The 25,241-nt window shown below is 70.3% G+C and carries 23 protein-coding genes, 5 tRNA genes and 3 pseudogenes; 12 read left to right on the top strand and 19 right to left on the bottom strand.

Going from position 1 to position 25,241, the window contains the following annotated elements; translation table 11 throughout:
• Position 1: 1 nt before the first annotated feature.
• Together EAO76_RS32595 and EAO76_RS32590 are read right to left on the bottom strand one after the other, a co-directional pair.
• Positions 2 to 1,012 (bottom strand): NAD(P)H-dependent glycerol-3-phosphate dehydrogenase, encoded by a 1,011-nt coding sequence (locus EAO76_RS32595; RefSeq protein ID WP_148839532.1) that lies wholly within the window; start codon positions 1,010 to 1,012, stop codon positions 2 to 4.
• Positions 1,009 to 1,761, bottom strand: a complete 753-nt coding sequence (locus EAO76_RS32590; protein ID WP_148839530.1) for a 1-acyl-sn-glycerol-3-phosphate acyltransferase — start codon at positions 1,759 to 1,761, stop codon at positions 1,009 to 1,011. Before EAO76_RS32590 ends, EAO76_RS32595 begins: the two co-directional genes overlap by 4 nt.
• A 167-nt stretch (positions 1,762 to 1,928) precedes the next feature.
• Here EAO76_RS32590 and cofC point away from each other — a divergent pair, with 167 nt between their 5' ends.
• Entirely contained in the window at positions 1,929 to 2,612 is a 684-nt protein-coding gene (gene cofC / locus EAO76_RS32585; protein ID WP_148839528.1) for a 2-phospho-L-lactate guanylyltransferase, read from the top strand.
• 111 nt (positions 2,613 to 2,723) lie between these two features.
• Positions 2,724 to 2,927, top strand: a complete 204-nt coding sequence (locus EAO76_RS32580; RefSeq protein WP_148839526.1) for a hypothetical protein — start codon at positions 2,724 to 2,726, stop codon at positions 2,925 to 2,927.
• 93 nt (positions 2,928 to 3,020) lie between these two features.
• Here EAO76_RS32580 and EAO76_RS32575 read toward each other — a convergent pair whose 3' ends face one another.
• From EAO76_RS32575 to leuC, 4 genes are all read right to left on the bottom strand, one after another.
• Complete coding sequence (locus EAO76_RS32575; protein ID WP_148839524.1) at positions 3,021 to 3,689, bottom strand: HU family DNA-binding protein; 669 nt, start codon at positions 3,687 to 3,689, stop codon at positions 3,021 to 3,023.
• 143 nt (positions 3,690 to 3,832) lie between these two features.
• Positions 3,833 to 4,060, bottom strand: coding sequence for a hypothetical protein (locus tag EAO76_RS32570; RefSeq protein ID WP_148839522.1), 228 nt, complete (start codon positions 4,058 to 4,060; stop codon positions 3,833 to 3,835).
• A gap of 104 nt (positions 4,061 to 4,164) precedes the next feature.
• Positions 4,165 to 4,758 carry a 3-isopropylmalate dehydratase small subunit gene (gene leuD, locus EAO76_RS32565; RefSeq protein ID WP_148839520.1) on the bottom strand — a complete coding sequence of 198 codons (594 nt, stop codon included), beginning with the start codon at positions 4,756 to 4,758 and terminating at the stop codon, positions 4,165 to 4,167.
• Positions 4,759 to 4,763: 5 nt separating this feature from the next.
• Positions 4,764 to 6,188 carry a 3-isopropylmalate dehydratase large subunit gene (leuC, locus tag EAO76_RS32560; RefSeq protein ID WP_148839518.1) on the bottom strand — a complete coding sequence of 475 codons (1,425 nt, stop codon included), beginning with the start codon at positions 6,186 to 6,188 and terminating at the stop codon, positions 4,764 to 4,766.
• 174 nt (positions 6,189 to 6,362) lie between these two features.
• Here leuC and ndgR point away from each other — a divergent pair, with 174 nt between their 5' ends.
• Entirely contained in the window at positions 6,363 to 7,079 is a 717-nt protein-coding gene (gene ndgR / locus EAO76_RS32555) for an IclR family transcriptional regulator NdgR (RefSeq protein WP_030928691.1), read from the top strand.
• A gap of 54 nt (positions 7,080 to 7,133) precedes the next feature.
• On the opposite strand, the gene EAO76_RS32550 is transcribed toward ndgR, so the two are convergent.
• Complete coding sequence (locus EAO76_RS32550) at positions 7,134 to 7,631, bottom strand: DUF4188 domain-containing protein (RefSeq protein WP_148840435.1); 498 nt, start codon at positions 7,629 to 7,631, stop codon at positions 7,134 to 7,136.
• Positions 7,632 to 7,723: 92 nt separating this feature from the next.
• Here EAO76_RS32550 and EAO76_RS32545 point away from each other — a divergent pair, with 92 nt between their 5' ends.
• Positions 7,724 to 8,365 carry a MerR family transcriptional regulator gene (locus EAO76_RS32545; protein ID WP_148839516.1) on the top strand — a complete coding sequence of 214 codons (642 nt, stop codon included), beginning with the start codon at positions 7,724 to 7,726 and terminating at the stop codon, positions 8,363 to 8,365.
• 56 nt (positions 8,366 to 8,421) lie between these two features.
• Here EAO76_RS32545 and EAO76_RS32540 read toward each other — a convergent pair.
• From EAO76_RS32540 to EAO76_RS32500, 9 genes are all read right to left on the bottom strand, one after another.
• Positions 8,422 to 8,494 (bottom strand) — tRNA-Glu (locus tag EAO76_RS32540).
• A gap of 25 nt (positions 8,495 to 8,519) precedes the next feature.
• Positions 8,520 to 8,591, bottom strand: a tRNA-Gln gene (locus EAO76_RS32535).
• A gap of 12 nt (positions 8,592 to 8,603) precedes the next feature.
• A tRNA-Glu gene (locus EAO76_RS32530) sits at positions 8,604 to 8,676 on the bottom strand.
• A 60-nt stretch (positions 8,677 to 8,736) separates the two neighbouring features.
• Positions 8,737 to 8,809: transfer RNA gene (locus EAO76_RS32525), tRNA-Glu, on the bottom strand.
• Between the two features lie 25 nt (positions 8,810 to 8,834).
• Positions 8,835 to 8,906: transfer RNA gene (locus EAO76_RS32520), tRNA-Gln, on the bottom strand.
• 87 nt (positions 8,907 to 8,993) lie between these two features.
• Positions 8,994 to 9,713 (bottom strand): HAD family hydrolase, encoded by a 720-nt coding sequence (locus tag EAO76_RS32515; RefSeq protein ID WP_148839514.1) that lies wholly within the window; start codon positions 9,711 to 9,713, stop codon positions 8,994 to 8,996.
• A gap of 118 nt (positions 9,714 to 9,831) precedes the next feature.
• Positions 9,832 to 11,304 carry a glutamate--tRNA ligase gene (gene gltX / locus EAO76_RS32510; protein ID WP_148839512.1) on the bottom strand — a complete coding sequence of 491 codons (1,473 nt, stop codon included), beginning with the start codon at positions 11,302 to 11,304 and terminating at the stop codon, positions 9,832 to 9,834.
• Positions 11,297 to 12,073, bottom strand: coding sequence for a fumarylacetoacetate hydrolase family protein (locus EAO76_RS32505; protein ID WP_148839510.1), 777 nt, complete (start codon positions 12,071 to 12,073; stop codon positions 11,297 to 11,299). Before EAO76_RS32505 ends, gltX begins: the two co-directional genes overlap by 8 nt.
• A 260-nt stretch (positions 12,074 to 12,333) precedes the next feature.
• Positions 12,334 to 12,522, bottom strand: a complete 189-nt coding sequence (locus tag EAO76_RS32500; RefSeq protein ID WP_148839508.1) for a hypothetical protein — start codon at positions 12,520 to 12,522, stop codon at positions 12,334 to 12,336.
• A gap of 579 nt (positions 12,523 to 13,101) precedes the next feature.
• On the opposite strand from EAO76_RS32500, the pseudogene EAO76_RS32495 reads away from it, so the two are divergent.
• The 8 genes and pseudogenes from EAO76_RS32495 to EAO76_RS32460 all read left to right on the top strand — a co-directional run bounded on the left by EAO76_RS32495 (position 13,102) and on the right by EAO76_RS32460 (position 23,772).
• Positions 13,102 to 16,972: pseudogene (locus EAO76_RS32495) on the top strand (nitrate- and nitrite sensing domain-containing protein).
• A gap of 9 nt (positions 16,973 to 16,981) precedes the next feature.
• Positions 16,982 to 17,395 (top strand): roadblock/LC7 domain-containing protein, encoded by a 414-nt coding sequence (locus tag EAO76_RS32490; protein ID WP_006127850.1) that lies wholly within the window; start codon positions 16,982 to 16,984, stop codon positions 17,393 to 17,395.
• A gap of 130 nt (positions 17,396 to 17,525) precedes the next feature.
• On the top strand, positions 17,526 to 17,933 hold the full coding sequence (locus EAO76_RS32485) for a DUF742 domain-containing protein (RefSeq protein ID WP_148839506.1): 408 nt from the start codon (positions 17,526 to 17,528) through the stop codon (positions 17,931 to 17,933).
• Positions 17,914 to 18,495, top strand: a complete 582-nt coding sequence (locus EAO76_RS32480) for an ATP/GTP-binding protein (RefSeq protein WP_072487286.1) — start codon at positions 17,914 to 17,916, stop codon at positions 18,493 to 18,495. The genes EAO76_RS32485 and EAO76_RS32480 overlap by 20 nt, the downstream gene beginning before the upstream one ends.
• Positions 18,496 to 18,842: 347 nt before the next feature.
• Entirely contained in the window at positions 18,843 to 22,082 is a 3,240-nt protein-coding gene (locus EAO76_RS32475; RefSeq protein WP_148839505.1) for a nitrate- and nitrite sensing domain-containing protein, read from the top strand.
• Between the two features lie 10 nt (positions 22,083 to 22,092).
• A complete protein-coding gene (locus tag EAO76_RS32470) occupies positions 22,093 to 22,506 on the top strand; it encodes a roadblock/LC7 domain-containing protein (RefSeq protein ID WP_006127847.1) in 414 nt (137 codons plus the stop codon).
• Positions 22,507 to 22,595: 89 nt separating this feature from the next.
• Positions 22,596 to 23,210 carry a DUF742 domain-containing protein gene (locus EAO76_RS32465; protein WP_148839504.1) on the top strand — a complete coding sequence of 205 codons (615 nt, stop codon included), beginning with the start codon at positions 22,596 to 22,598 and terminating at the stop codon, positions 23,208 to 23,210.
• Positions 23,191 to 23,772, top strand: coding sequence for an ATP/GTP-binding protein (locus EAO76_RS32460; RefSeq protein ID WP_014048542.1), 582 nt, complete (start codon positions 23,191 to 23,193; stop codon positions 23,770 to 23,772). Before EAO76_RS32465 ends, EAO76_RS32460 begins: the two co-directional genes overlap by 20 nt.
• A 180-nt stretch (positions 23,773 to 23,952) precedes the next feature.
• On the opposite strand, the gene EAO76_RS32455 is transcribed toward EAO76_RS32460, so the two are convergent.
• From EAO76_RS32455 to EAO76_RS32445, 3 genes and pseudogenes are all read right to left on the bottom strand, one after another.
• Positions 23,953 to 24,156, bottom strand: coding sequence for an acyl-CoA carboxylase subunit epsilon (locus tag EAO76_RS32455; RefSeq protein ID WP_148839502.1), 204 nt, complete (start codon positions 24,154 to 24,156; stop codon positions 23,953 to 23,955).
• Positions 24,157 to 24,223: 67 nt separating this feature from the next.
• Positions 24,224 to 24,553, bottom strand: a pseudogene (locus EAO76_RS32450) (carboxyl transferase domain-containing protein); the annotation flags it as partial.
• Between the two features lie 34 nt (positions 24,554 to 24,587).
• Positions 24,588 to 25,241: pseudogene (locus EAO76_RS32445) on the bottom strand (acyl-CoA carboxylase subunit beta); the annotation flags it as partial.

Raw genomic sequence — 25,241 nt, 5'->3', positions numbered from 1 at the left:
CTCAGCGCCGCTCGGGCTTCGCGCTGCGCGACATCAGCTCGGCCAGCGCGACCATCGGCGGCTTGCCCTCGTGGACGATGCCGACGACCGTCTCGGTGATGGGCATGTCGACGCCGTGCCGGCGTGCCAGATCGAGCACCGACTCGCAGGACTTGACGCCCTCGGCGGTCTGCCTGGTGACGGCGATGGTCTCCTGGAGCGTCATGCCGCGGCCGAGGTTGGTGCCGAAGGTGTGGTTGCGCGACAGCGGCGAGGAGCAGGTCGCCACCAGGTCGCCCAGGCCCGCGAGTCCGGAGAAGGTCAACGGGTCGGCGCCCATGGCGAGACCGAGGCGGGTCGTCTCGGCGAGGCCCCGGGTGATGAGCGAGCCCTTGGCGTTGTCGCCGAGGCCCATGCCGTCGGCGATGCCGACCGCGAGGCCGATGACGTTCTTGACCGCGCCGCCGAGTTCGCAGCCGACCACGTCGGTGTTGGTGTACGGGCGGAAGTACGGGGTGTGGCAGGCGGCCTGGAGGCGCCGGGCCACGGACTCGTCCTGGCAGGCGACGACGGCCGCCGCGGGGCGGCGTTCGGCGATCTCCTTGGCCAGGTTGGGTCCGGTGATGACGGCGATCCGGTCCGCGGAGACCTTGGTGACGTCCTCGATGACCTCGCTCATCCGCTTCGCCGTGCCGAGTTCGACGCCCTTCATCATCGAGACGAGGACGGTGTCGGAGCCCAGGTGCGGGGCCCAGTCGGCGAGGTTGGCGCGCAGCGTCTGCGAAGGCACCACGAGCACGGCGAAGTCGGCGCCGTCCAGCGCCTCGGCGGCGTCGGTGGTGGCCCGGACCGACCCGGGGAGTTCGATGCCCGGCAGGTAGTCCGGGTTGGTGCGGGTGGTGTTGACGGCCTCGGCGATCTCGGCGCGGCGGCCCCAGAGGGTGACCTCGCAGCCGGCGTCGGCGAGGACCACGCCGAAGGCCGTGCCCCATGAGCCCGTTCCGAAGACGGCCGCCTTCGCGGGGTGCGTCACTTGGTTCCCTTTCCCTCGGCCTTGCGCCGCTGTTCCGCGCGGGCCCTGCGGTGGTCGTACGGCTGTGCCGGGGCCTTCTCGCCCCGCACGATCTCCAGCTGCTCGGTCACCGCGGCCATGATGACCTCGGTAGCCTCGCGCAGCACCTCGGGCGTCGGCTGCAGGTCGTAGAACCGGGAGAGGTCGACGGGCGGTCCCGCCTGCACCTGGAGGGTCTTGCGGGGGAAGAACCGGAACTTGTCCGTCTTGGCGTACGGCGGCATCGCCAGGTTGGCGCCCCACTGGGCGACCGGGATGACCGGGACCTTCGTCAGCAGCGCGACGCGGGCCGCGCCGGTCTTGCCGGCCATCGGCCACATGTCGGGGTCGCGGGTGAGGGTGCCCTCCGGGTAGAAGGCGACGCATTCGCCGCGCTCGATGGCGTCGACGGCGGCCCGGAAGGCGTCCAGCGCGTTGGTCGTCTCGCGGTACACGGGAATCTGTCCGGTGCCGCGCAGCATCATTCCGACGAAGGGCGTCTTGAAGAGGGCCGCCTTGGCCAGGAGCCGGGGCACCCGCCCGGTGTTGTACTGGAAATGGGCGTAGGAGAGCGGGTCCAGGTAAGAGTTGTGGTTGACCGCCGTGATGAATCCGCCGTCGGCCGGAATGTGCTCCATTCCCCGCCAGTCACGCTTGAACAGAACCACCAGCGGCGGTTTTGCGATGACCGCCGCCAGGCGGTACCAGAAGCCGATTCTGCGGCGGGACACTCGGACACCTTCCTCTAAGGACCTGAACTCTGCCTGGCTACCGACGGTCAAGTCTCGCCCCAGGCCCCTGCTCTGTCGAGAACACCGTACGCCCCGGTTTCGGGACCGTCCCTCCGGGTTCTCGCGCAGGCAGGCGAGAATAGGCCGCGAAGCGCACCGAGGGGGAGATCGCCACGAACACCGACCCGACCGGTCCCTGGTCCCTGGTCGTCCCGTTGAAACCCTTGGCCCGGGCCAAGAGCAGGCTGGCGCCCGCGACGGGGGACGCGCTGCGTCCGCGGCTCGCCCTCGCCTTCGCCCGGGACACCGTGGCCGCCGTCCTGTCCTGCCCGGCGGTGCTGGATGTGGTGGTGGTCACGGACGACGCGGAGGCCGGGGCCGCGCTCGCCGCGCTCGGCGCGCGCGTCGTGCCCGACGAGCCCGACCGCGGGCTCAACGCCGCGCTGGCGCACGGCGCGCGCACCGTACGGGCCCGGCGGCCCCGGGCCGCCCTCGCCGCGCTCAACGCCGATCTCCCGGCACTGCGTCCCGGGGAATTGGCCCGGGTACTCAATTACTCCGCCGAATTCCCGCGCACATTTGTGACGGATGCGGCGGGAATCGGCACAACATTTCTGTCGGCCGCGCCCGGGGCGGAATTGCGCCCGGCTTTCGGCGGCCCCTCCCGGGTCCGGCATCTGGACTCCGGGGCGGTGGAGGCCGACCTGACCGGTATCGATTCGGTCCGCCAGGACGTGGACACCGGCGCGGACCTGCGGGCCGCGCTGGCCCTGGGCGTCGGCCCGCACACGGCGGAACACGCCGCGGAACACCTGGGCGCGGGAATCCCCCGGGCCGCACCGCGTCGGTAGCGCCGCCCTTCCGGGGACGCGCCCCGGGCGCCCGCCCCGCTACCCGTACCGGGCCGCGCCGCCCCCGTACCGGACCCGGTCGCCCCGTGCCGGGCCGCTAGGCTGCCGTCCATGCAGGCGACCTCGTACACGTACGACCCCGAGACCCGCACCGGCAGCGTGCTGCTCGACGACGGCACCCCGGTGGAGTTCGACGCCCGGGCCTTCGACGCCGGCGGGCTGCTGCTGCTGCGGCCCGGGCAGCGGGTGCGGATCGAGGGCCGCGGCGAGGGCGCGGACCTGCGGATCACCCTGGTGACCCTGCAGACGTTCTGACGGCCGCGCGCACGCGCCCACGACAGCCCGCGGGCCGGGCTCCCCCGAGGGGAGCCCGGCCCGGTGCGTGTGAGCGGTCTGTGCTGCTCGGTCTCACTTCTTCCGTGCGGTGGTCTTCTTGGCCGTGGTCTTGCGCGCCGTGGTCTTCTTCGCGGGCGCCTTCTTCGCCGTGGCCTTCTTGGCGGGGGCGGTCTTGGCGGCGGTGGTCTTCTTCGTCGCCGTCTTCTTCGCCGCCGCGGCGGTGGTCTTCTTCGCGGCCGTGGCCTTCTTGGCCGCCGCGGTGGTCTTCTTCGCGGTGGTCTTCTTCGCCGCCGTGGTCTTCTTCGCGGCGGTCACGGTCTTCTTGGCGGTGGCCTTCTTCGCCGTGGCCTTCTTGGCGGCGGCCTTCTTGGCCGCGGCCTTGGTCGTCGTACGGGTGGAAGCACCACCCGAGAGGCTGCCCTTGGGCGCCTTCTTCACGGCCACCTCGCCGCCCTTGGGGAGCTTCTTCGAGCCGCTCACCAGGTCCTTGAAGCCCTGTCCCGCGCGGAAGCGGGGAACCGAGGTCTTCTTGACCCGCACGCGCTCACCCGTCTGCGGGTTGCGGGCGTACCGGGCGGGGCGGTCGACCTTCTCGAACGAGCCGAAGCCCGTGACCGAGACACGGTCCCCCGCGACAACCGCACGGACGATCGCGTCGAGCACCGCGTCGACGGCGTCGGCGGCCTGCTGACGGCCGCCGACCTTGTCGGCAATCGCTTCTACGAGCTGCGCCTTGTTCACGTCTTCCCCTTCGGAGACATTGCCAGAACGAAAGTGTTCAAGCGTTTTCGCACGTTAGGCAGATATATACCGCAAATCAAACACGAAACGGGCTAATCACCCTAGTGCCGCAACGAAGTCGACCGCTGCGTCGTTCCGCAGAGTCACTCACCTTCGGGGAATCGGCCCTCGTCGAGGTCCTTCATCAACCGGTCCAGACGCCTTGCCGCGTCCGGGAGATCGTGCTTAGCCGCGGCCGTGATGACCAACAGCTTCCGGGACAGCGCCATCCTTACGCCCTCCGGGACTTGCAGTGCGCGCACTCTTGTGTGCGCTTCCTTCAATCGGTCGGCGACTTGGCCGTAAAGCTCGAGTTGGCTGTCGCGTTCCATGCACCGATTGTGCCATCTGGGGCGAGTTGTCGCCCGACGGGGTCTCAACAAGCGACTGCGCCCCCTACCAGAAGGCAGGGGGCGCAGTCCTGGAAACGCGCTGCTCAGGCGTTAATTGTACGTGGCTTGAAGGCCGGCCTGGCTGCCTCGTAAGTCGCGATGTCCGCTTCGTTCTGAAGGGTGAGACCGATGTCATCCAGCCCGTTCAGCAGTCGCCAGCGGGCGTTCTCGTCGAGCTCGAAGTCGGCGGTGATCCCCTCGGCGCGCACCTGGCGCCCCTCCAGGTCGACGGTGATCTCGACCGTCGGGTCGGCCTCGGTCAGCTCCCAGAGCGCGTCGACGGTCTTCTGGTCGAGCACGACGGTCAACAGGCCGTTCTTCAGCGAGTTGCCGCGGAAGATGTCGGCGAAGCGGGAGGAAATCACGGCCTTGAAGCCGTAGTTCTGCAGGGCCCACACGGCGTGCTCGCGGGACGAGCCGGTGCCGAAGTCCGGGCCGGCCACCAGGACCGTGGCGCCTTTGCGCTCCGGGCGGTTGAGGACGAAGTCCTCGTCCTTGCGCCAGGCCTCGAACAGCCCGTCCTCGAAGCCGTCGCGGGTGACCTTCTTCAGCCAGTGGGCGGGGATGATCTGGTCGGTGTCGACGTTGCTGCGGCGCAGCGGGACGGCCCGGCCGGTGTGCGTGGTGAAAGCTTCCATGATTCTCAGACTCCGGCGGGCGTACGGGCGTCGGACAGGTCGGCGGGCGAGGCCAGGTGGCCCAGCACGGCGGTGGCGGCGGCGACCTGCGGGGAGACCAGGTGCGTACGGCCGCCCTTGCCCTGCCGGCCCTCGAAGTTGCGGTTCGAGGTGGAGGCGGAGCGCTCGCCGGGGGCCAGCTGGTCGGGGTTCATGCCGAGGCACATCGAGCAACCCGCGTGCCGCCATTCGGCGCCGGCGGCGGTGAAGACCTTGTCCAGGCCCTCCTCGACGGCCTGCAGGGCGACCCGGACCGAGCCGGGGACGACCAGCATCCGCACGCCGTCCGCGACCCTGCGGCCCTCCAGGATCGCGGCCGCGTTGCGCAGGTCCTCGATCCGGCCGTTGGTGCAGGAGCCTACGAAGACGGTGTCCACATTGATCTCGCGCAGCGGCTGCCCCGCGGTCAACCCCATGTACTCCAGGGCCTTTTCGGCGGCGTTCCGCTCCGAGGCGTCCTCGTACGAAGCGGGATCGGGGACGTTCGCCGACAGCGGCGCGCCCTGGCCGGGGTTGGTGCCCCAGGTGACGAACGGCGCCAGCTCGGCGGCGTCGATGACGACCTCGGCGTCGAAGACCGCGTCGTCGTCGGTGCGCAGCGTCTTCCAGTACGCGACGGCGGCGTCCCAGTCCTCGCCCCGCGGGGCGTGGTCGCGGCCCCTCAGGTAGTCGAAGGTGGTCTCGTCCGGGGCGATCATGCCCGCCCGGGCACCGGCCTCGATCGACATGTTGCAGATGGTCATCCGGGCCTCCATCGAGAGCTTCTCGATGGCCGGGCCGCGGTATTCGAGGATGTAGCCCTGGCCTCCGCCGGTGCCGATGCGGGCGATGATCGCGAGGATCAGGTCCTTGGCCGTGACGCCGTCGGGCAGTTCGCCGTCGACGGTGATCGCCATGGTCTTCGGGCGGGCCATCGGCAGGGTCTGGGTGGCCAGGACGTGCTCGACCTGGCTGGTGCCGATGCCGAACGCCAGCGCGCCGAAGGCGCCGTGCGTGGAGGTGTGGGAGTCGCCGCAGACCACCGTGGTGCCCGGCTGGGTCAGCCCCAGCTGCGGGCCGACCACGTGCACGACGCCCTGCTCCACGTCGCCCAGCGGGTGCAGCCTCACGCCGAACTCCGCGCAGTTCTTGCGCAGGGTCTCCAGCTGGGCGCGGGAGACCGGGTCGGCGATCGGCTTGTCGATGTCGAGGGTCGGGGTGTTGTGGTCCTCGGTGGCGATGGTGAGATCGAGGCGCCGCACCGGGCGTCCGGCCTGCCGGAGGCCGTCGAAGGCCTGCGGGCTGGTCACCTCGTGCAGCAGGTGCAGATCGATGAAGAGGAGGTCGGGCTCGCCTTCGGCGCGCCGGACGACATGGTCGTCCCAGACCTTCTCCGCGAGTGTCCTACCCATCGCTTTCCCTCCGGCCGGCGTCTTCGCCGGCCCAACTAGAGATTCGGTGCGCCGTCGTCCCGACCCCCTGCGGGACGGTGGCAGACGGGCCGTCGTGCGGCCGCTCGTACAGGTTCGCAACTTCCGCCGGAAATTGAACTTGCGTTTCACAGAGTGAGACGGGAGTATCGTCGTATGGACAACTCTAGCGGCGTCGGCGTTCTCGACAAGGCGGCTCTCGTATTGAGCGCCCTGGAGTCCGGTCCGGCCACCCTCGCCGGGCTGGTCGCGGCGACCGGGCTCGCACGACCCACGGCCCATCGACTGGCCGTGGCACTGGAACACCACCGCATGGTGGCGAGGGACATGCAGGGCCGTTTCATTCTCGGCCCCCGGCTGGCGGAGCTCGCGGCCGCGGCCGGTGAGGACCGTCTGCTGGCCACGGCGGGACCGGTGCTCACCCACCTGCGCGACATCACCGGCGAGAGCGCGCAGCTCTACCGCCGGCAGGGCGACATGCGGATCTGCGTGGCGGCGGCGGAGCGGCTGTCCGGCCTGCGGGACACCGTGCCGGTCGGCTCCACGCTCACCATGAAGGCCGGTTCGTCGGCCCAGATCCTGATGGCCTGGGAGGAGCCGGAGCGCCTGCACCGCGGCCTCCAGGGCGCCCGTTTCACGGCGACGGCGCTCTCGGGCGTACGGCGCAGGGGCTGGGCCCAGTCGATCGGTGAGCGCGAGCCGGGCGTCGCCTCGGTCTCGGCCCCGGTGCGCGGTCCGTCGAACCGGGTGGTCGCCGCCGTCTCGGTCTCGGGACCGATCGAGCGGCTGACCCGGCACCCGGGCCGGATGCACGCCCAGGCGGTCATCGATTCGGCGGCCAGGCTCAGCGAGGCCCTGCGCCGCAACGGCTGACGCGTTCGACGACTTCCCGGCCGCCCCAGCGTCGTGGCGGCCTCCGTCGGAACCTCACCCCGCGGACGAGCGGTGCGCGAGACGGTCCGCCGCCCGGCGGCCGCGCCCCTCGATCGGCAGCACCCCGGTGGCCCCCGCCAGTCCGTGGACCGGCATGTCCGCGTAGATCGCCTCGTACCCGCCCTCGGGCACTATGTACGTCTCGTGCCACAGCCCCACGTGCTGCCGGGACTTCTTCTCCTTGCGGTTCATGATCGCCCAGGCCCTGCGGTGGAACATGTCGGGAGCGCTCGCGTACGCGTAGAGCTTCTCCTTCGACTCCCAGTACTGGACGACCCAGTACGACCGCGGCGAGCCCGACAGCAGCGTGCGCCCGAGCAGGCCGCGCTCCTTGTCCCTGCCCAACTCCCGCAGCATGCGCAGCATCGCGACGAAGACCGGCAGCCAGTGGTGCACGCCCCGGAAGTGGTTGATGCGCATCCCGATGAGCAGCACGACCACCTCCCCCTCGGCCGCCGCGGTCGTCCGTCCCGGAATCGTTTTGCCGAACACGTCATCCACCCCTCTCTTCATTGGAGAGTGCCGCTATCCAATGGTTGGATAGTGGCACTGCCCAAGAGGTGGCGCAAGGGAAGGCACGACACATGCGGCTCTCGGAACTGAGCGAGAAGAGCGGCGTCAAACCCGCGACGATCAAGTACTACCTGCGCGAGGGGCTGCTGCGCCCCGGCCACCGGGTCAGCGCCACGCAGGCCGAGTACGACGGGAACCATCTGCGCCGGCTGCGCCTGGTGCGGGCCCTGATCCAGGTCGGACGCCTGCCCGTGGCCACGGTCCGTGAGGTCCTCTCCCACGTGGAGGACGAGTCCCTGGGGCGGACGATCCGGCTGGGCGCCGCGCTCTGGGCGCTCCCGCACGGCCCGGAGCCCGACGAGGAGGCGCCGGAGACGGCGGCCGCCCGGGAGGTCGTCGAGCGGCTCCTGGAGCGGCTCGACTGGGCGACGGCGCAGGAGATCGGCTCCTTGTCCCCCACCCACCGCTCGCTGGTGTCCTCGGTGGCCACGCTGATCCGCCTCGGCTATCCCTGCGACGTCGAGTACCTGGCCGAGCAGGCCCGGCTGATGCATCAAGTCGCCGTCCAGAACCTGGACATGATGGAGACGTATCCCACCGAGGAGGAGCAGGTGGAGGCGGCCGTCGCGTCGGCGGTGCTCTACGAGCCGCTGCTGATGTCCCTGCACCGGATGGCTCAGGAGGAGGAGTCGGTACGGCGGTACGGGCTCTGAGAACGAGCGGAAGGGCCCTTCACCGGAGTGAAGGGCCCTTCCATTTCCTGCTGTTGTACCCCCGACCGGATTCGAACCGGCGCTACTGCCGTGAGAGGGCAGCGTGCTAGGCCGCTACACAACGGGGGCTTGATATTGCTGTTGCATTTCTGCGCTGGGCTACCAGGACTCGAACCTAGAATGACGGTACCAGAAACCGTAGTGTTGCCAATTACACCATAGCCCATGGTGTTACAAGTACCCCCGACCGGATTCGAACCGGCGCTACTGCCGTGAGAGGGCAGCGTGCTAGGCCGCTACACAACGGGGGCCCTAGCGATCCTGCATCGAGATCTTGGGAGCGACCCAGATGATCTCGCGGGAAGGATCTGTACCCCCGACCGGATTCGAACCGGCGCTACTGCCGTGAGAGGGCAGCGTGCTAGGCCGCTACACAACGGGGGCTTGTTACTGCTGTTGCATTTCTGCGCTGGGCTACCAGGACTCGAACCTAGAATGACGGTACCAGAAACCGTAGTGTTGCCAATTACACCATAGCCCACCAAAACTCAACCCCTGGAAGGGATTTTGTTCGGCGTGCGCTTCCCGTTCGGTTCTTCCGTTCCTCTCGGGCGGCGCAGGAAGAACATTACCCGAAGGTGTCCGGCGCTCCAAAACGGGTATCGGCGAGCAGCAACCCGGGCAGCTGGTCGAGCCCCTCGATGCGGAGGAGTTCGGGTCGTCCGCCCCGCTCCTTGCGGTCCAGCCAGATCCCCTTCAGCCCGGCGGCGACCGCCCCCGCGGCGTCGATGTCGGGCTCGTCCCCCACGTACGCGACCTCCCCCGGCTCCAGGGCCATCGCCTCGCACGCGGCATGGAAGGCGCCGGCCTCGGGCTTGGAGACGCCCAGCTCCACGGCGCACACCACGGCCTCGAACCGGTCCCGCACCCCGAGCGTGCGCAGCTTCCGGTCCTGGTTGCGGATGCTGGAGTTCGACAGGATCGCGTGCCGGAACCCGCCCGCCAGTTCGTCCAGGACGGGCAGCACGTCGGGGAAGAGCCGCCAGGCGGCCTCGTAATGGATCGCATGCCGCCCGAACCAGTCGTCGGCCTCCTCGTCCGTCAGCGGCCGCGAGAGGAACTCCCGCACCCGGTCCCGGCGCTGCCCCTGGAAGTCGGTCTCCCCGGCCGCGAACCGCGCCCAGTGCGCCTCGGTGAGCTCCCGCCATACGGCGAGGGCCCGCCCGACGGACTCGTGTCCCTCGGGCAGGCCCTCCTGTTCGAGGTGCTCGCGCATTCCGGCGCGGTCGGCGCCGGTGTGGTCGAAGATCGTGTCGTCGATGTCCCAGAGGACCGCGCGGATCGTCATGCGGCCCAGCGTATGGGCCCGTCCCCCGGACGAGGAGGGCGCGGAAACGGCGGGAGGGGGCGGACGGCCGTGATGGCCGTCCGCCCCCCTCCCGCGGGCGCGTTCCGGTGCTCCCGGGTTACGCGGCGAGCTTCGCCAGGGCCGCGTCGACGCGGGCCAGGGTCTTCTCGCGGCCCAGGATCTCCAGGGACTCGAAGAGCGGCAGGCCGATCGTGCGGCCGGTGACCGCGACGCGGACCGGCGCCTGGGCCTTGCCGAGCTTGAGGCCGTGCTCCTCGCCCGCCGTGAGGACGGCGTTCTTCAGGGCCTCGGCGTTCCACTCGGCGTCGGCCAGCTCGGCGCGGGCCGTGGTGAGCAGGGCGTCGGAGCCCTCCTTCATCGCCTTGTTCCAGGACGCCTCGTCCGTCGCCGGCTCGTCGAGGAAGAGGAAGTCGACGTTGGCCGTGATGTCCGAGAGGACCGTGACGCGGGTCTGCGCGTGCGGGGCGATCTCCGCGAACTGCGCCGCGTCGAAGGACTCCGGGGCCCACGGGGCGAACGGGGCCTTCAGCCAGGGGCCGCAGGCCTCGGTGAACGCCTTCACGTCCATCCGGCGGATGTGCTCGGCGTTGACGTGCTCGCACTTCTTCAGGTCGAAGCGCGCCGGGTTGGCGTTGACGTCCTTGATGTCGAACGCGGCCACCATCTCGTCGACGGAGAAGATGTCCCGGTCCTCGGCGATGGACCAGCCCAGCAGGGAGAGGTAGTTGAGCAGCCCCTCGGGCACGAAGCCGCGCTCGCGGTAGAGGTTGAGCGAGGCCTGCGGGTCGCGCTTGGAGAGCTTCTTGTTGCCCTCGCCCATGACGTACGGCAGGTGACCGAAGGCGGGGGTGTCCTTGGCGATGCCCAGCTCGATGAGCGCCTTGTAGAGGGCGATCTGGCGCGGGGTGGAGGAGAGCAGGTCCTCGCCGCGCAGGACGTGCGTGATCTCCATCAGCGCGTCGTCGACCGGGTTGACCAGCGTGTACAGCGGGGCGCCGTTGGCGCGGACGATGCCGTAGTCCGGGACGTTCTCCGGCTGGAAGGTCAGCTCGCCGCGGACCAGGTCGGTGAAGGTGATCGACTCGTCGGGCATCCGGAAGCGGACGATGGAGGTGCGGCCCTCGGCCTCGTACGCGGCGATCTGCTCGGCGCTCAGCTCGCGGCAGTGGCCGTCGTAGCCGGAGGGCTTCCCGGCGGCGCGGGCGGCGTCGCGGCGGGTGTCCAGCTCCTCGGTGGTGCAGTAGCAGTGGTACGCGTACCCGCCGGCCAGGAGCTTGTCGGCGACGTCCTTGTAGATGTCCATGCGCTGCGACTGGCGGTACGGGGCGTGCGGGCCGCCGATCTCGGGGCCCTCGTCCCAGTCGAAGCCGAGCCAGCGCATGGAGTCCAGGAGCTGCTCGTAGGACTCCTCGGAGTCACGGGCGGCGTCCGTGTCCTCGATGCGGAAGACCAGGGTGCCGCCGTGGTGCCGGGCGAAGGCCCAGTTGAACAGGGCGGTGCGGACCAGGCCCACGTGGGGGTTGCCGGTCGGCGAGGGACAGAAACGGACGCGTACAGGTGCGTTAGCCACGCTTGATCACCTTGTTGGTGAGAGTGCCGATGCCTTCGATGGTGACGGCGACCTCGTCGCCGACGTGGAGGGGTCCGACCCCTGCGGGAGTGCCGGTGAGGATCACGTCGCCCGGGAGCAGCGTCATGGCTTCCGTGATGTGGACGACCAGGTCCTCGATCGAGCGGATCATCTCGCTCGTGCGGCCCAGTTGGCGTTGCTCGCCGTTGACCGTCGCCTGAATGGTCAGGTCACCGGGGTCGAGGTCGGTCTCCACCCAGGGGCCGAGCGGGCAGGACGTGTCGAAGCCCTTGGCCCGTGCCCACTGCTTCTCCCGCTTCTGGGCGTCGCGGGCGGTGACGTCGTTGGCGCAGGTGTAGCCGAAGATGACGTCCTTCACGCGCTCGCGCGGCACTTCCCGGCACATGCGGCCGATGACCACGGCCAGTTCGGCCTCGTGGTGGAGCTCCTGGGAGAAGGAGGGGTACTCGATGGCGTCGCCGGAGCCGATCACCGAGGTGGTGGGCTTGAAAAAGGCGACGGGGACGTCCGGTACCTCGTTGCCCAGCTCCTTGGCGTGCTCCGCGTAGTTGCGGCCGATGGCCACGACCTTGTTGGGGAGCACGGGCGGCAGGAGGCGGACCTTGCTCAGCGGGACCTTGGTGCCGGAGAGCTCGAATTCGGCGTACGGGATGCCCTTGATGATGTCGAGGACGAGACCGTCGGGCCCGTCGCCCTCCACGGCGCCGAAGGCGACATTGCCGTCGATGGAGAACCTGGCGATGCGCACGGGATGCTGTCGCCCCTCACTTGCTGGCTGGCTGAAGACTGACACTTCAGGCTATCGCCTCGCCCGGCGGAGTCCGCCCGGTGGCGGGCGCCGCCCGGCGCGTACGGGCGCAGGCCGCGAGGAGCCCCGGCGCGGACGCGCGGGGGCCGGTACGGGACGGTGCCGCGGGTACGGGGCGGCGCGGGGAGGACCGGACGGCGCGGGCGCGGGTCCACCCGGGGAGGGGCCCCGCGCGCCCGTGCCGGGTCGGCCCGTCCGGTCTATTCCGGGGCCGCGACGGGGGCCGGGGCCTCCATGAGGATGGTGCGGCGGGGGTTGGCCGTCTGGTTCGGCAGGTCGACGGCGTGCTCCCGCAGTTCCGGCGTTCCCAGGCCCTCGGCGTCCTTGAGGTGCGCCAGCGTGGTGCGGCGGGGGTTGGCAATGTTGCGGAACATCGTCGTCTTCTTCATCTGCCGTTCGGACCCTGTCGGTACGGGCGCCGCCCGGAGGGGCGCCGGTTGTCGGATTTGCCATCCCTGTAAAGCGTCAGGCTAAACATCCAATTCCCTCCGGGAGCCCGGAAGAGACGGCGATCATCATGTGAGTTTGCTCACGGCCGCTCCGAAAAATGCCCTATTTCGGGCGTCAAATCGCCACGCTCGAAACGGACATTACATCACTGAATGATCTATTCCGCTCCTGATCATGCCGACTGGGACACCTGTCACCACTCGCCGTTCTGTCCGTAATCAATACATTCATCCATGATCACGCTCCACTGCTCGTTACTCATTCATCACAATGTGTCACCCAGGTCCCGGGCGGGCAGGGGGCCCTTGTTGGAGATCCGGCACTGTGCTGGAATTCCACGCACCGCCGCAGGTTTCAAACCGGCGCGCAGGGGGCGCAACACAGCGCCGAGTGACGGCGGAAAGGGGAAGGACGCCGGCCACTCATGACCACCATGGGGCGGGTACGACGCTCCACGACGCCGACACCGTTCCACCGCCTCGTGCGACGGAACGCCTGGTCCAGAGGTTGCGACGCTAGTGCAGGGACGTTTCAAGAGGGATGGCAGCGCTGCGGCGGAGCAGGAGCCGCACGGCGGGACCGACCGCGGTTCCTCGCCCCAGCACGCCCAGAACCCCGGACCGGCCGCAGCCGGTGACAGCGCCGACCACGCCCGGAACCCCGGTGCCACGGCCGAGGGCGGTGCCGACGCCGCCCCCTCGACCAAGTCCCAGGCTGCCACCGGCAGCGGCTCGCGCATGGCCCTCCGCAACTGGCGCATCAGCACCCGTCTGGTCTCCCTGCTCGCCCTCCCCGTGGTCGCCGCGACCACGCTCGGCGGTCTGCGGATCAACGACTCGATGAACGACATCCAGCAGCTGGACCACATGCAGCTGCTGACCAGGATGACCAAGCAGGCGACCTCGCTCGCCCAGGCGCTCCAGGAGGAGCGCGACCGTTCGGCCGGTCCGCTGGCCAACGGCGTGAAGGCCGACGACTTCAAGGTCACCGACCCCCGCAAGAAGACCGACCGGGCCAAGACCGCCTTCCTCGACGCGACGACCTCGATCGGCGACCCCTCCGGTGACGACGCCCTGGAGGGCATCTACGCCAGCGTCAACCAGATCGCGGGCCAGCTGGCCGAGATCCGGGAGATCCGCAAGACGGCCTACGTCAAGGGCGCCCCGAGCCTCTCGACCGTCGACAAGTACAGCCAGCTGATCTCCTCGCTGCTGAGCCTCTCGCAGGACATGGCGCAGGCGACCAGCAACTCCGAGATGATCAAGCGGACCCGGGCGCTGGCGGCCTTCTCCTCCGCCAAGGAGTACGCCTCCGTCCAGCGGGCGATCATCGCCGCGGCGCTGCCCGGCGGCAACGACAAGCAGCCGCACCTCGACCCGAACGACCGGCAGTTCGGTGAGTCCGCGCAGGGCAAGGAGGCCGCGGCGCTCCGTTCCTTCAAGGCGGTGTACGGCGCGACCGGCAACAACGCCGAGGAACTGACCTCCACGCTGGACGAGGGCAACCCGGAGATCAAGGCCGCCAACGCCTACGCCCGGAAGGTGCTGACCAGCTCCACCGGCATGGACGGCACGGCACGGCGCTCCTACCTGGACTGGTACGACCAGAGCTCGACCAAGATCCAGGCGATGAAGACCATCGAGGAGACCCTCCTCAGCGACATGGAGGGCAAGGCCCGCGAGCTCCGCGACGAGTCGAAGCGCGAAGCGATCATCAGCGGTGCGCTCATCCTGCTCGTGCTCGGCGTCTCGCTGGTCGGCGCCTTCGTCGTCGCCCGGTCGATGATCCGCTCGCTGCGGCGGCTCCAGGACACGGCCACCCGCGTCGCCCAGGACCGGCTGCCCGAGCTCGTCAAGCAGCTCTCCGAGGCCGACCCGCAGGACGTGGACACCTCGGTCGAGTCGGTCGGTGTGCACTCCCGGGACGAGATCGGCAAGGTGGCCGCGGCCTTCGACGACGTGCACCGCGAGGCCGTCCGCCTCGCCGCCGAGCAGGCCCTGCTCCGGGGCAACGTCAACGCGATGTTCACCAACCTCTCGCGCCGCAGCCAGGGCCTCATCCAGCGTCAGCTCTCGCTCATCTCCGAACTGGAGTCGCGCGAGGCCGACCCGGACCAGCTCTCCTCGCTGTTCAAGCTCGACCACCTCGCGACCCGCATGCGCCGGAACGGCGAGAACCTCCTCGTCCTCGCGGGCGAGGAGCCGGGCCGCCGGTGGACCCGTCCCGTCCCGCTGGTCGACGTGCTCCGTGCCGCCGCCTCCGAGGTGGAGCAGTACGAGCGCATCGAACTGGCGGCGGTGCCCGCGACCGAGGTCGCCGGCCGCGTCGTCAACGACCTCGTGCACCTGCTCGCCGAGCTGCTGGAGAACGCCACTTCGTTCTCCTCCCCGCAGACGAAGGTCCGGGTCACCGGTCACGCGCTGCCCGACGGGCGGGTGCTCGTCGAGATCCACGACACCGGCATCGGCCTCTCCCCCGAGGACCTCGCCGCGATCAACGAGCGGCTCGCCTCGCCGCCCACCGTGGACGTCTCGGTCTCCCGCCGCATGGGTCTGTTCGTGGTCGGCCGGCTGTCCCTGCGTCACGGCATCCGGATCCAGCTGCGGCCCTCCGACTCCGGTGGGACGACCGCGCTGGTCATGCTGCCGGTCGACGTCGCGCACGGCGGCAAGCAGCCGCTTCCCAAGCAGGGCCCCGGGCAGCAGTCCGGCGCTCCCGCCGGTCTGCTCGGCGGCGGCGCCCCGGGGGCGAACGCCGGTTCGCGTCCCGGCATCGGCGGTGCCCCCTCGGGGCCCGGTGCCTCGCGCGGCCAGGTCGGTTCGGGCTCCACGCCGCGTGCCGCACTGCCCTCTCGCGATGTCGGCGGCGGCCGCCAGCAGGGGCGGCAGGCCCCCGGCACCGGTCCGCAGGACGTCTTCCGGCAGGAACCGCCGCAGCGTCAGGGCGGCGGCCTCGCCGGTGCCTTCGGCGGCGCCAGGGCCGGTGGCCGCGGCCAGGGCGACGGCGCGGGTCTCGCGGAGTCGGGCCGTCCCGACCTGTTCGGCCAGAACCGCCAGGGTCCGGGCCAGGACCGCAACGCCCCCGCCCGCGTCCGGCCGGCCGAGACGCGGCGCGGACGACTCCTCGGCACCCCAACTGGTGGTCTGCGGGCGCTGCGGGGCGGGGTTGCCGCCGGGCAGCTCGGCACGCGGACCGCCGGCCGGGGGCAGCCGGAGACCGGGCTCGTCCTGGCCACCGGGGCGCTGGAAGCCACCCGGACCGGCCGGCGGTCCGCGTGCCGAGCTGCCCGGCGGCAACCCCGCCCCGCAGCGCCCGCAGACCACCAGTTGGGGTGCCGAGGAGTCGTCCGCGCCGCGTCTCGGCCGGCCGGACGCCCCGCGCGGCCACGAGGAGCCCGAGTCCACCGGCCAGTTCCAGCGGCCGATGAGCCCGCCGCTGCCCTCGCGGCCGACCATGGACGACCGGGAGGGCCCCGGCTCCACCGCCGAGTTCGCCCGTCCGGACTTCTCCGCCCCGGCCCCGCAGGACCCGACSGGYACCGGGCAGTTCGCCCGCCCSGACTTCGCGGCCCAGACCCCGCAGGACCCGGCGAGCACCGSRCARTTCGCCCGTCCGGACTTCTCCGCCCCGGCCCCGCAGGACCCGACCGGTACCGGGCAGTTCGCCCGCCCCGACTTCGCGGCCCAGACCCCGCAGGACCCGGCGAGCACCGGACAGTTCGCCCGCCCCGGCTACGGACAGCCCCAGCCCGCCCAGCCGCAGGGCCTGGACGCCCCGCTGCGGCGCGGTCCCGAGGGCGAGTCGGACTTCGGCGCCCCGCGCCCGTCCGCGGACGACACGCAGTACCGTCCGGTCCTGCCGCCGCAGCCGCAGGCCGAGGCGCTGCCTCCGGCGGCCGATCCCGGGGACGGTCGTACACCGCTGTACGACACCCTGGAGACCAACTGGTTCCACAGCCCGCAGCAGGCTCCCGAGCCGCAGCAGGCCCCCGAACCGCAGGCGTCCGCGTCCCTCCCGCAGCGGCCGGCCCCGGAGCGGTCCGCTCCCGAGGCGCCGCGCTCCGGCGCGGAGGACACCGGGGCCACGACCACCTGGCGTCCCTCGCCGAACGACGAACTCGTGCGGCAGGCGGAGCGGGTCAAGAAGCCCGCGGCAGGCGGAGTCACCACCTCCGGACTTCCGCGCCGTGTGCCCCGCGCCAACCTGGTGCCGGGTACCGCCCAGCAGCAGAACCACCAGTCCGGCCCCCAGGTCTCACGCGCGCCCGACGACGTGCGCGGGCGGTTGACCAATCTCCGCCGGGGCATCCAGCAGGGTCGACAGGCCAACAACAACAACCAGTCGACCGGCAGTTTCCCACTCGGCCCCACTCACCAGCAGGAGCGTTAGTTGAGCCCGATGAGTCAGGCCGCGCAGAATCTGAACTGGCTGATCACCAACTTCGTGGACAACACCCCCGGGGTGTCCCACACGGTGGTGGTCTCCGCCGACGGACTCCTGCTGGCCATGTCCGAAGGATTCCCCCGCGACCGCGCCGACCAGCTGGCGGCCGTCGCCTCCGGCCTGACCTCGCTGACCGCGGGCGCCTCCCGCATCTTCGAGGGCGGCGCCGTCAGTCAGACCGTGGTGGAGATGGAGCGCGGCTTCCTCTTCCTCATGTCCATCTCGGACGGTTCCTCGCTGGCCGTCCTCGCCCACCCGGACGCCGACATCGGCCTGGTCGGGTACGAGATGGCCCTGCTGGTCGACCGCGCGGGCACCGTCCTCACCCCCGACCTCCGCGCCGAGCTCCAGGGCAGCCTGCTCCATTAGGCGGCCACGGACCGATGACAGATTCGATCGACCCAGTCCATGCCCTCATCCCTCGCCCGTCCGGCCGCTTAGAGCCCCCCACCGGCCCCTTCAGACGGCAAGACGAACTGCTGTCACGCCCGGAGGATTCATGACCCCGCCACCCGCCTCACCCGACCCGTACGGCGCGCTGAACCATGCGTCGTACGACGGTGAAGGCGACCAGCCACTGGTCCGCCCGTACGCCATGACCGGTGGCCGGACCCGGCCGCGTTACCAGCTCGCCATAGAGGCGCTGGTATCCACCACGGCCGACCCCGCGCACCTGGGGACGCTGCTCCCCGAGCACCAGCGGATCTGCCACCTCTGCCGTGAGGTCAAGTCGGTGGCCGAGGTCTCGGCCCTGCTGTCGATGCCGCTCGGGGTGGCCCGGATCCTCGTCGCGGACCTGGCGGAAGCCGGCATGGTGGCCATTCACCAGCCGGGCAACGGAGAGGCCGGCGGCGCGCCGGACGTGACACTGCTCGAAAGGGTGCTCAGTGGACTTCGCAAGCTCTAGCGGCGGTGCGGCCCGCGCCACCACCTCGGCGAAGATCGTGGTGGCCGGGGGCTTCGGCGTGGGCAAGACCACGTTCGTCGGTGCCGTCTCGGAGATCAACCCGTTGCGCACCGAGGCCGTGATGACGTCCGCGTCCGCGGGCATCGACGACCTGACGCACACCGGTGGCAAGACGACGACGACCGTCGCGATGGACTTCGGTCGCATCACCCTGGACCAGGACCTGATCCTGTACCTCTTCGGTACGCCCGGACAGGACCGCTTCTGGTTCATGTGGGACGACCTGGTCCGCGGCGCCATCGGCGCCGTCGTCCTCGTCGACACCCGCCGTCTCGCCGACTGCTTCCCCGCCGTCGACTACTTCGAGAACAGCGGGCTCCCCTTCGTCATCGCCCTCAACGGCTTCGACGGACACCAGCCCTACACCCCCGACGAGGTCCGCGAAGCACTCCAGATCGGCCCCGACACGCCGATCATCACGACGGACGCCCGGCACCGCGCGGACGCCAAGAGCGGTCTGATCACGCTCGTGGAGCACGCCCTCATGGCACGACTCAAGTAGGCGCAAGTCGGTATTTCCGTACGGCAGTTGCCGTAGTCAAACGGGGGTGGACTGTGTCCTTTGACACGATCCGCCCCCGTATTCATAACGTTTCGACAGAGAATTGCTCCGCGTTCGACACCGGACGCATCCGAGTGGTGTCGCTGCGCTCACATGAGCCCCGCCTTTTGACGGGGCTCGTTGTTTATGTCCGTTTTATCCGAGGTCTGTGCCACTCGGAATGACAGGTTCCGACTGTTTGGAACGCGACCGGTCCCCGTGCTGGAATTCGTCGAACTCCGGAGTAGTACGACCCTGAACGAAACACGGCACAGCGTAGGTGCCGACGCCGAGAGGTTGTTGGTCGAGTGAGGCGAAGCAACGAGGGCGCCACGGCGCAGCAGGAGCGGGGCAATTTCACTCCGCCGACGCCCGCCGCGACGCCGTCCGCCGATGCGGCGGTGTCCGGCGGCAGCACCAGCCGTCTGGCGCCCCGCAACTGGCGTGTGCCCACCCGGCTGAACGCCATTCTCCTGATTCCGGTCCTGGTCGGCCTGGTCATGGGCGGTTTCCAGGTGAAGGGCTCGATCGACACCTGGCGCGAGGCCGAGGACGCCGAGAAGACCGCGCTGGTCGTGCGCGCCGCCGCCGAGTACGGTCAGGCGCTGCTCGACGAGCGGGACCTCTCCGCCCAGCCGCTGCTGTCGAACAAGCGCGACGCCGCCGTCGTCTCGGAGGCCCGGGCCACCACGGACAACGCTGCCGTCAAGTTCGACGAGGCCGTCAAGGGCATGCCGAGGACGGAGGGCCTGGAGCGACGGCTGAGGCTCTTCCGACTGGAGGAGCCCACCCTTCCCGAGCTGCGCAAGGCCGCCTTCGCCGAGGCCATGGACCCGGTGAAGACGGAGGAGGGCTACGTCAAGGTCCAGCACTCGCTGATGGAGTTCAGCAACGAGCTGGGGCTGGGCACCGGCAACATCACCAGCTACGGCCGTTCGGTCTACGCGCTGGAGCTCGCCAAGGCTGCAGAATCGCTTCAGCGCTCCATCGGCATGCACCTTCTGGTGCGGCCGAGCCAGAAGAGCGCCACGTTCGACGCCCAGGTCAAGGCCTTCGGTTCGTACAACTACCTGGAGGACGTCGCCCTGGGCGAGTTCACCTCCGGTGCCAAGGAGGAGGACGCCTCCCAGCTGAAGCAGGTGCTGGCCGCCAAGGCCGACGAGGGCAACGCGAAGCTGAAGAAGGCCAAGGAACAGGCCGACGCCACCGGTGTGCCGTTCGTGGCCCCGCCCAGCATCGACGGTTCCGTCTTCGACGGCATGGCCGAGCAGATCTCCCAGGGCAAGTCGCCCGAGAAGCTGGCCGAGAAGGGCATCACGCCGGAGACCTGGATGGCCGCCGCCACGGCCAAGTTCGACGGCTACGCCACGGTCGAGAACGAGCTCGTCGACAAGGCCGTGACCGAGGCGGCGGAGATCTCCTCCGACGCCAGGACCGACGCCTTCGTGAACGCCGCCGTCGTGCTCGTCTCCCTGCTGGCCGCCTTCGTCCTGGCCGGCCTCATGGCCCGGCAGATGAGCCGCTCGATGCGCCGGCTGCGCACCGCCGCCTTCGGCATCGCCGAGCAGCGGCTGCCGGCCCTGGTCGACCAGCTCTCCCGGGCCGATCCGGGCCGGGTGGACACCCGCGTGCAGCCGATCCCGATCGACAGCCACGACGAGATCGGCGAGGTCGCCCGCGCCTTCGACCAGGTGCACCGCGAGGCCGTCCGGCTCGCCGCCGAGCAGGCCATGCTGCGGGGCAACGTCAACGCGATCTTCACCAACCTCTCGCGCCGCAACCAGTCGCTGATCGAGGGCCAGCTGACCCTCATCACCGACCTGGAGAACAACGAGGCCGACCCGGACCAGCTGGAGAACCTCTTCCGTCTGGACCACCTGGCCACCCGCATGCGCCGCAACGGCGAGAACCTCCTCGTCCTCGCCGGCGAGGAGCCGGGGCGCCGCTGGAACCAGCCGGTCCCGCTGGTCGACGTGTTGCGGGCCGCCTCGTCCGAGGTGGAGTCGTACGAGCGCATCGAGCTCTCCGGGGTACCGGAGACCGAGATCCACGGCCAGTCCGTCACCGACCTCGTGCACCTGCTGGCCGAGCTGCTGGAGAACGCCACCACCTTCTCCTCGCCGCAGACCAAGGTGCGGGTCACCGCCACCCGGCTGCCCGACGGCCGCGTGATGATCGAGATCCACGACAAGGGCATCGGTCTCACCGGCGAGGACTTCGCCGACATCAACCACAAACTGGCCAACCCGCCGACCGTGGACGCCGCGGTGTCCCAGCGGATGGGTCTGTTCGTGGTCGGTCGGCTCGCCGACCGGCACGGCATCCGGGTCCAGCTGCGTCCCTCGGGCGAACAGGCCGGGACCACGTCGCTGGTCATGCTGCCGGACGCCATCACCCACGGCGGCGGTGGCGAGCCGGACCCCGCGTCGGACGACTTCACGGTCTCCTCGATCATTCCGGAGCAGCAGGGCTTCGAGCAGCAGCCCCAGGCCGGGATGCGCACGGCGGCGGAGCTCGGCTTCGACGACTCGCGCTACGAGCAGCACCCGGCGGGAGCGGCGCAGCTGGACCCGGTGGGCCGTTCCCTGATGCGCGAGGAGCGCCGGGCGGCGCTGGGGGCGCAGACGGCCGGCGAGCACCCGCAGTTCCCGCAGGGGCAGTACGCCGAGGGCCAGTACCCGGCGAACGGCTACGCCCAGGAGTCCCGGCAGGAGCAGTACGAGCCGGAGCAGCGGTACGAGCAGGAGCGGTACGAGCAGCAGGCCCCGCAACAGGATCAGTACGGCCGGGCCCAGCAGCAGGACCAGTACGGCCAGGCTCCGTACGAGGGCGGCTACGACCCCTACCGCGGTGACGCGGGCTTCGCCGAGCCGCCCGGTCAGGGCCTGCCCGACGGTCATGCGGAAGCCGCATATGCCGTCGGCGAAACCACCCAGCCGCCCCACGGGGAGCAGTTCGCTCCTCCGCCCCACCAGGAGGACTGGTCGAACCAGGGTGCCCACCAGGGCCCGTACGACCCGTCGGCCCAGGTGGAAACGGAATCTGCGCCGAGCCTCCCCGCCGAGCCGCCGCAGAGCGTAGGCTTCGACCGTCCGGGGCCCACCCCGAACTCCGGCCACGAGCTGACCGACGCCGGTCTGCCGCGCCGGGGCGGTCAGCAGCACTGGCAGCCCACCGGCCGCGGCAACGGCCGGCCCGCCGCGCAGCGGCAGCCGCGACAGCAGGAGGAACTGCCGCCGCAGCCGTCGCCCGCGCAGCAGAACGGTGACGGTGCCGACGACTGGCGCTCCGCGAACGACGAGCGCTGGGAGCGGGCCGAGAAGCTCCGGGATCCGAAGGCGGGCGGGGTCACCCCGTCCGGTCTCCCCCGGCGGGTGCCCAAGGCCAATCTGGTCGAGGGCACGGCTGAGCAGACCCAGCAGGGCGGCCCTCAGGTTTCCCGCGCCCCCGAGGACGTCCGCGGCAGGTTGAGCAACCTGCGGCGGGGCGTACTCCGGGGACGCAGCGCGGGTTCGGACGACAGTAATACCTACGACCAGGAGCGTTAGTGTGAGCCCGATGAGCCAGGCGGCGCAGAATCTGAACTGGTTGATCACCAACTTCGTGGACAACACCCCCGGGGTGTCCCACACGGTGGTGGTCTCCGCCGACGGACTCCTGCTGGCCATGTCCGAGGGATTCCCCCGCGACCGCGCCGACCAGCTGGCGGCCGTCGCCTCCGGCCTGACCTCGCTGACCGCGGGCGCCTCCCGCATCTTCGAGGGCGGCGCCGTGAATCAGACGGTCGTGGAGATGGAGCGGGGATTTCTCTTCATCATGTCCATCTCGGACGGTTCCTCGCTGGCCGTCCTCGCCCACCCGGACGCCGACATCGGCCTGGTCGGGTACGAAATGGCCCTTCTCGTCGACCGTGCGGGCAGCGTCCTGACCCCGGACCTCCGCGCCGAACTTCAAGGAAGTCTTCTTAACTAATAGACAGACAGTGCGTTTCGCGCCACCGCACCATAAAGTGCGGTGGCGCGGACCCACTGGGATCGGGACCGGCAGGCGGAGGAGGAATCGTGACAACACCCCCAGGCGGACGTCAGTACGACGGTGGCCGGAACGTATCGGGTGAGCACGGGGACAACCGGTTCAACTTCCCCTCCGCACCCAGCGGACAGGGCGCCCAGCAGCCCTACCGGCAGCCGCAGCAGCCCCAGCAGCCGCCGCAGGGAACCCAGCAGGCCCCCGGGTGGCCCTCGCAGCGCCCCCACCGCTACGACGCGCCCCAGGCCCCCCGTATTCAGCCCGTGCAGCCGCGGCAGGCACCCGAACCGGCCACGCCCGCCGCGCACAATCCTCTGGTCCGTCCGTACGCCATGACAGGCGGCCGGACCCGACCGCGCTACCAACTCGCCATTGAGGCGTTGGTCAGTACCACGGCTGATCCGTCCCGGCTGCAAGGGCAGTTGCCCGAGCACCAGCGGATCTGCCGGCTGTGCTTCGAGATCAAGTCGGTCGCCGAGATTTCGGCACTGCTCTCGATCCCGCTCGGCGTTGCCCGGATCCTCGTAGCCGACCTGGCCGAGGCCGGACTCGTCGCTATCCATCAGCCCGGCGGCAACGAGTCCGCCGGCGGCCAGCCAGATGTGACACTGCTCGAAAGGGTGCTCAGTGGACTTCGCAAGCTCTAGCGGCGGAGCAGCCCGCTCCACTACCTCGGCGAAGATCGTGGTGGCAGGGGGCTTCGGCGTGGGTAAGACCACGTTCGTCGGTGCCGTCTCGGAGATCAACCCGCTGCGCACCGAAGCCGTGATGACGTCCGCGTCCGCGGGCATCGACGACCTGACGCACACCGGGGACAAGACCACCACCACGGTGGCGATGGACTTCGGTCGCATCACCCTGGACCAGGACCTGATCCTGTACCTCTTCGGTACGCCCGGACAGGACCGCTTCTGGTTCATGTGGGACGACCTGGTCCGCGGCGCCATCGGCGCCGTCGTCCTCGTCGACACCCGCCGTCTCGCCGACTGCTTCCCCGCCGTCGACTACTTCGAGAACAGCGGGCTCCCCTTCGTCATCGCCCTCAACGGCTTCGACGGACACCAGCCCTACACCCCCGACGAGGTCCGCGAAGCACTCCAGATCGGCCCCGACACGCCGATCCTGACGACGGACGCGCGGCACCGCGCGGACGCCAAGAGTGCGCTGATCACGCTCGTGGAGCACGCCCTCATGGCACGACTCCGCTAGCCGGTCGGCAGGACCTCCCGAAGCCGTCCCCGGTCCGGGGCGGGCCCGCTCCCGTGCCCGCCCCGGACCGGGGACGGAACCGTTTCGGGGGCACTTCACGGAACGTCCCGGGGACCGCGTGCACGCGTGAGGCCCCGCACTCCCGGAGGAGTGCGGGGCCTCACGCGTGGAAGCGTCCTGTCAGCCCTGCCAGGAGTGCGGGGCGCGGAAGCCCGGCGTGCGCTCCAGGCGGCGCCATCCGGCGGTGCTGCGACCCCGGTGGGCGGGGGCCGCGGCGGGCTGGGCGGCTGCGCGGGCGAGCAGGACCGCGGTTATCGCGGCCAGCTCCTCGGGGTCGGCGAGACCCTTCTCGACTCGCAGCACGGACTCGGCAGCAGTGCTCATGGGTTGTTTCTCCGTCTTCTCGGCAGGTCTTCGCGGGCTCGGCAGCGGTGCTGCGTGCTCTTGCGGACTACTGCGGGGGGTTGCCGTGCTTGCGGGACGGCAGGTCGGCGTGCTTGTTGCGGAGCATGGCGAGCGAGGCGATCAGGACCTCGCGGGTCTCGGCGGGGTCGATGACGTCGTCGACCAGTCCGCGTTCGGCCGCGTAGTACGGGTGCATCAGCTCGGCCTTGTACTCCTTGACCATGCGCCGGCGCATGGCCTCCGGGTCCTCGGCGTCGGCGATCTGCCGACGGAAGATGACGTTCGCCGCACCCTCCGCGCCCATCACCGCGATCTCGTTGGTCGGCCAGGCGTACGTCAGGTCCGCACCGATGGACTGGCTGTCCATGACGATGTAGACTGGCTGTCCATGACGATGTACGTTCGGCCGCGTAGTACGGGTGCATCAGCTCGGCCTTGTACTCCTTGACCATGCGCCGGCGCATGGCCTCCGGGTCCTCGGCGTCGGCGATCTGCCGACGGAAGATGACGTTCGCCGCACCCTCCGCGCCCATCACCGCGATCTCGTTGGTCGGCCAGGCGTACGTCAGGTCCGCACCGATGGACTGGCTGTCCATGACGATGTACGCACCTCCGTACGCCTTGCGCAGGATCAGCGAGATCCTCGGCACGGTCGCGTTGCAGTACGCGTACAGCAGCTTCGCCCCGTGCCGGATGATCCCGCCGTGCTCCTGGTCGACGCCGGGCAGAAAGCCGGGCACGTCGAGCAGGGTCACGATCGGCAGATTGAACGCGTCACACATCTGGACGAAGCGGGCGGCCTTCTCGGACGCCTCGATGTCCAGGACACCGGCCAGGGACTGCGGCTGGTTGGCCACGATCCCGACGACCTGGCCGTCCATCCGGGCCAGGGCGCAGACGATGTTGCGGGCCCAGCGCTCGTGGACCTCGAGGTAGTCGCCGTCGTCGACGAGTTCCTCGATGACCTTGTGCATGTCGTAGGGGCGGTTGCCGTCGGCCGGGACCAGGTCGAGGAGGGTGTCGCCTCGTCGGTCGGCGGGGTCGTCGCTGGGGACGGTGGGCGG

Origin of the sequence: Streptomyces sp. sk2.1 (assembly GCF_008120935.1) — a bacterium.
In the GTDB taxonomy this organism is placed as follows: domain Bacteria; phylum Actinomycetota; class Actinomycetes; order Streptomycetales; family Streptomycetaceae; genus Streptomyces.
This window is presented reverse-complemented; position numbering and strand designations above follow the sequence as displayed.

What these genes read in the sequence shown, in the direction of transcription:
- EAO76_RS32580 (WP_148839526.1), top strand. Translation starts at nt 2,724, where the DNA reads ATGCAGGCGACCTCGTACACGTACGACCCCGAGACCCGCACCGGCAGC.
- EAO76_RS32570 (WP_148839522.1), bottom strand. Translation starts at nt 4,060, where the DNA reads ATGGAACGCGACAGCCAACTCGAGCTTTACGGCCAAGTCGCCGACCGA.
- leuD (WP_148839520.1), bottom strand. Translation starts at nt 4,758, where the DNA reads ATGGAAGCTTTCACCACGCACACCGGCCGGGCCGTCCCGCTGCGCCGC.
- leuC (WP_148839518.1), bottom strand. Translation starts at nt 6,188, where the DNA reads ATGGGTAGGACACTCGCGGAGAAGGTCTGGGACGACCATGTCGTCCGG.
- ndgR (WP_030928691.1), top strand. Translation starts at nt 6,363, where the DNA reads ATGGACAACTCTAGCGGCGTCGGCGTTCTCGACAAGGCGGCTCTCGTA.
- EAO76_RS32545 (WP_148839516.1), top strand. Translation starts at nt 7,724, where the DNA reads ATGCGGCTCTCGGAACTGAGCGAGAAGAGCGGCGTCAAACCCGCGACG.
- EAO76_RS32515 (WP_148839514.1), bottom strand. Translation starts at nt 9,713, where the DNA reads ATGACGATCCGCGCGGTCCTCTGGGACATCGACGACACGATCTTCGAC.
- EAO76_RS32500 (WP_148839508.1), bottom strand. Translation starts at nt 12,522, where the DNA reads ATGAAGAAGACGACGATGTTCCGCAACATTGCCAACCCCCGCCGCACC.
- EAO76_RS32490 (WP_006127850.1), top strand. Translation starts at nt 16,982, where the DNA reads ATGAGTCAGGCCGCGCAGAATCTGAACTGGCTGATCACCAACTTCGTG.
- EAO76_RS32485 (WP_148839506.1), top strand. Translation starts at nt 17,526, where the DNA reads ATGACCCCGCCACCCGCCTCACCCGACCCGTACGGCGCGCTGAACCAT.
- EAO76_RS32470 (WP_006127847.1), top strand. Translation starts at nt 22,093, where the DNA reads ATGAGCCAGGCGGCGCAGAATCTGAACTGGTTGATCACCAACTTCGTG.
- EAO76_RS32455 (WP_148839502.1), bottom strand. Translation starts at nt 24,156, where the DNA reads ATGAGCACTGCTGCCGAGTCCGTGCTGCGAGTCGAGAAGGGTCTCGCC.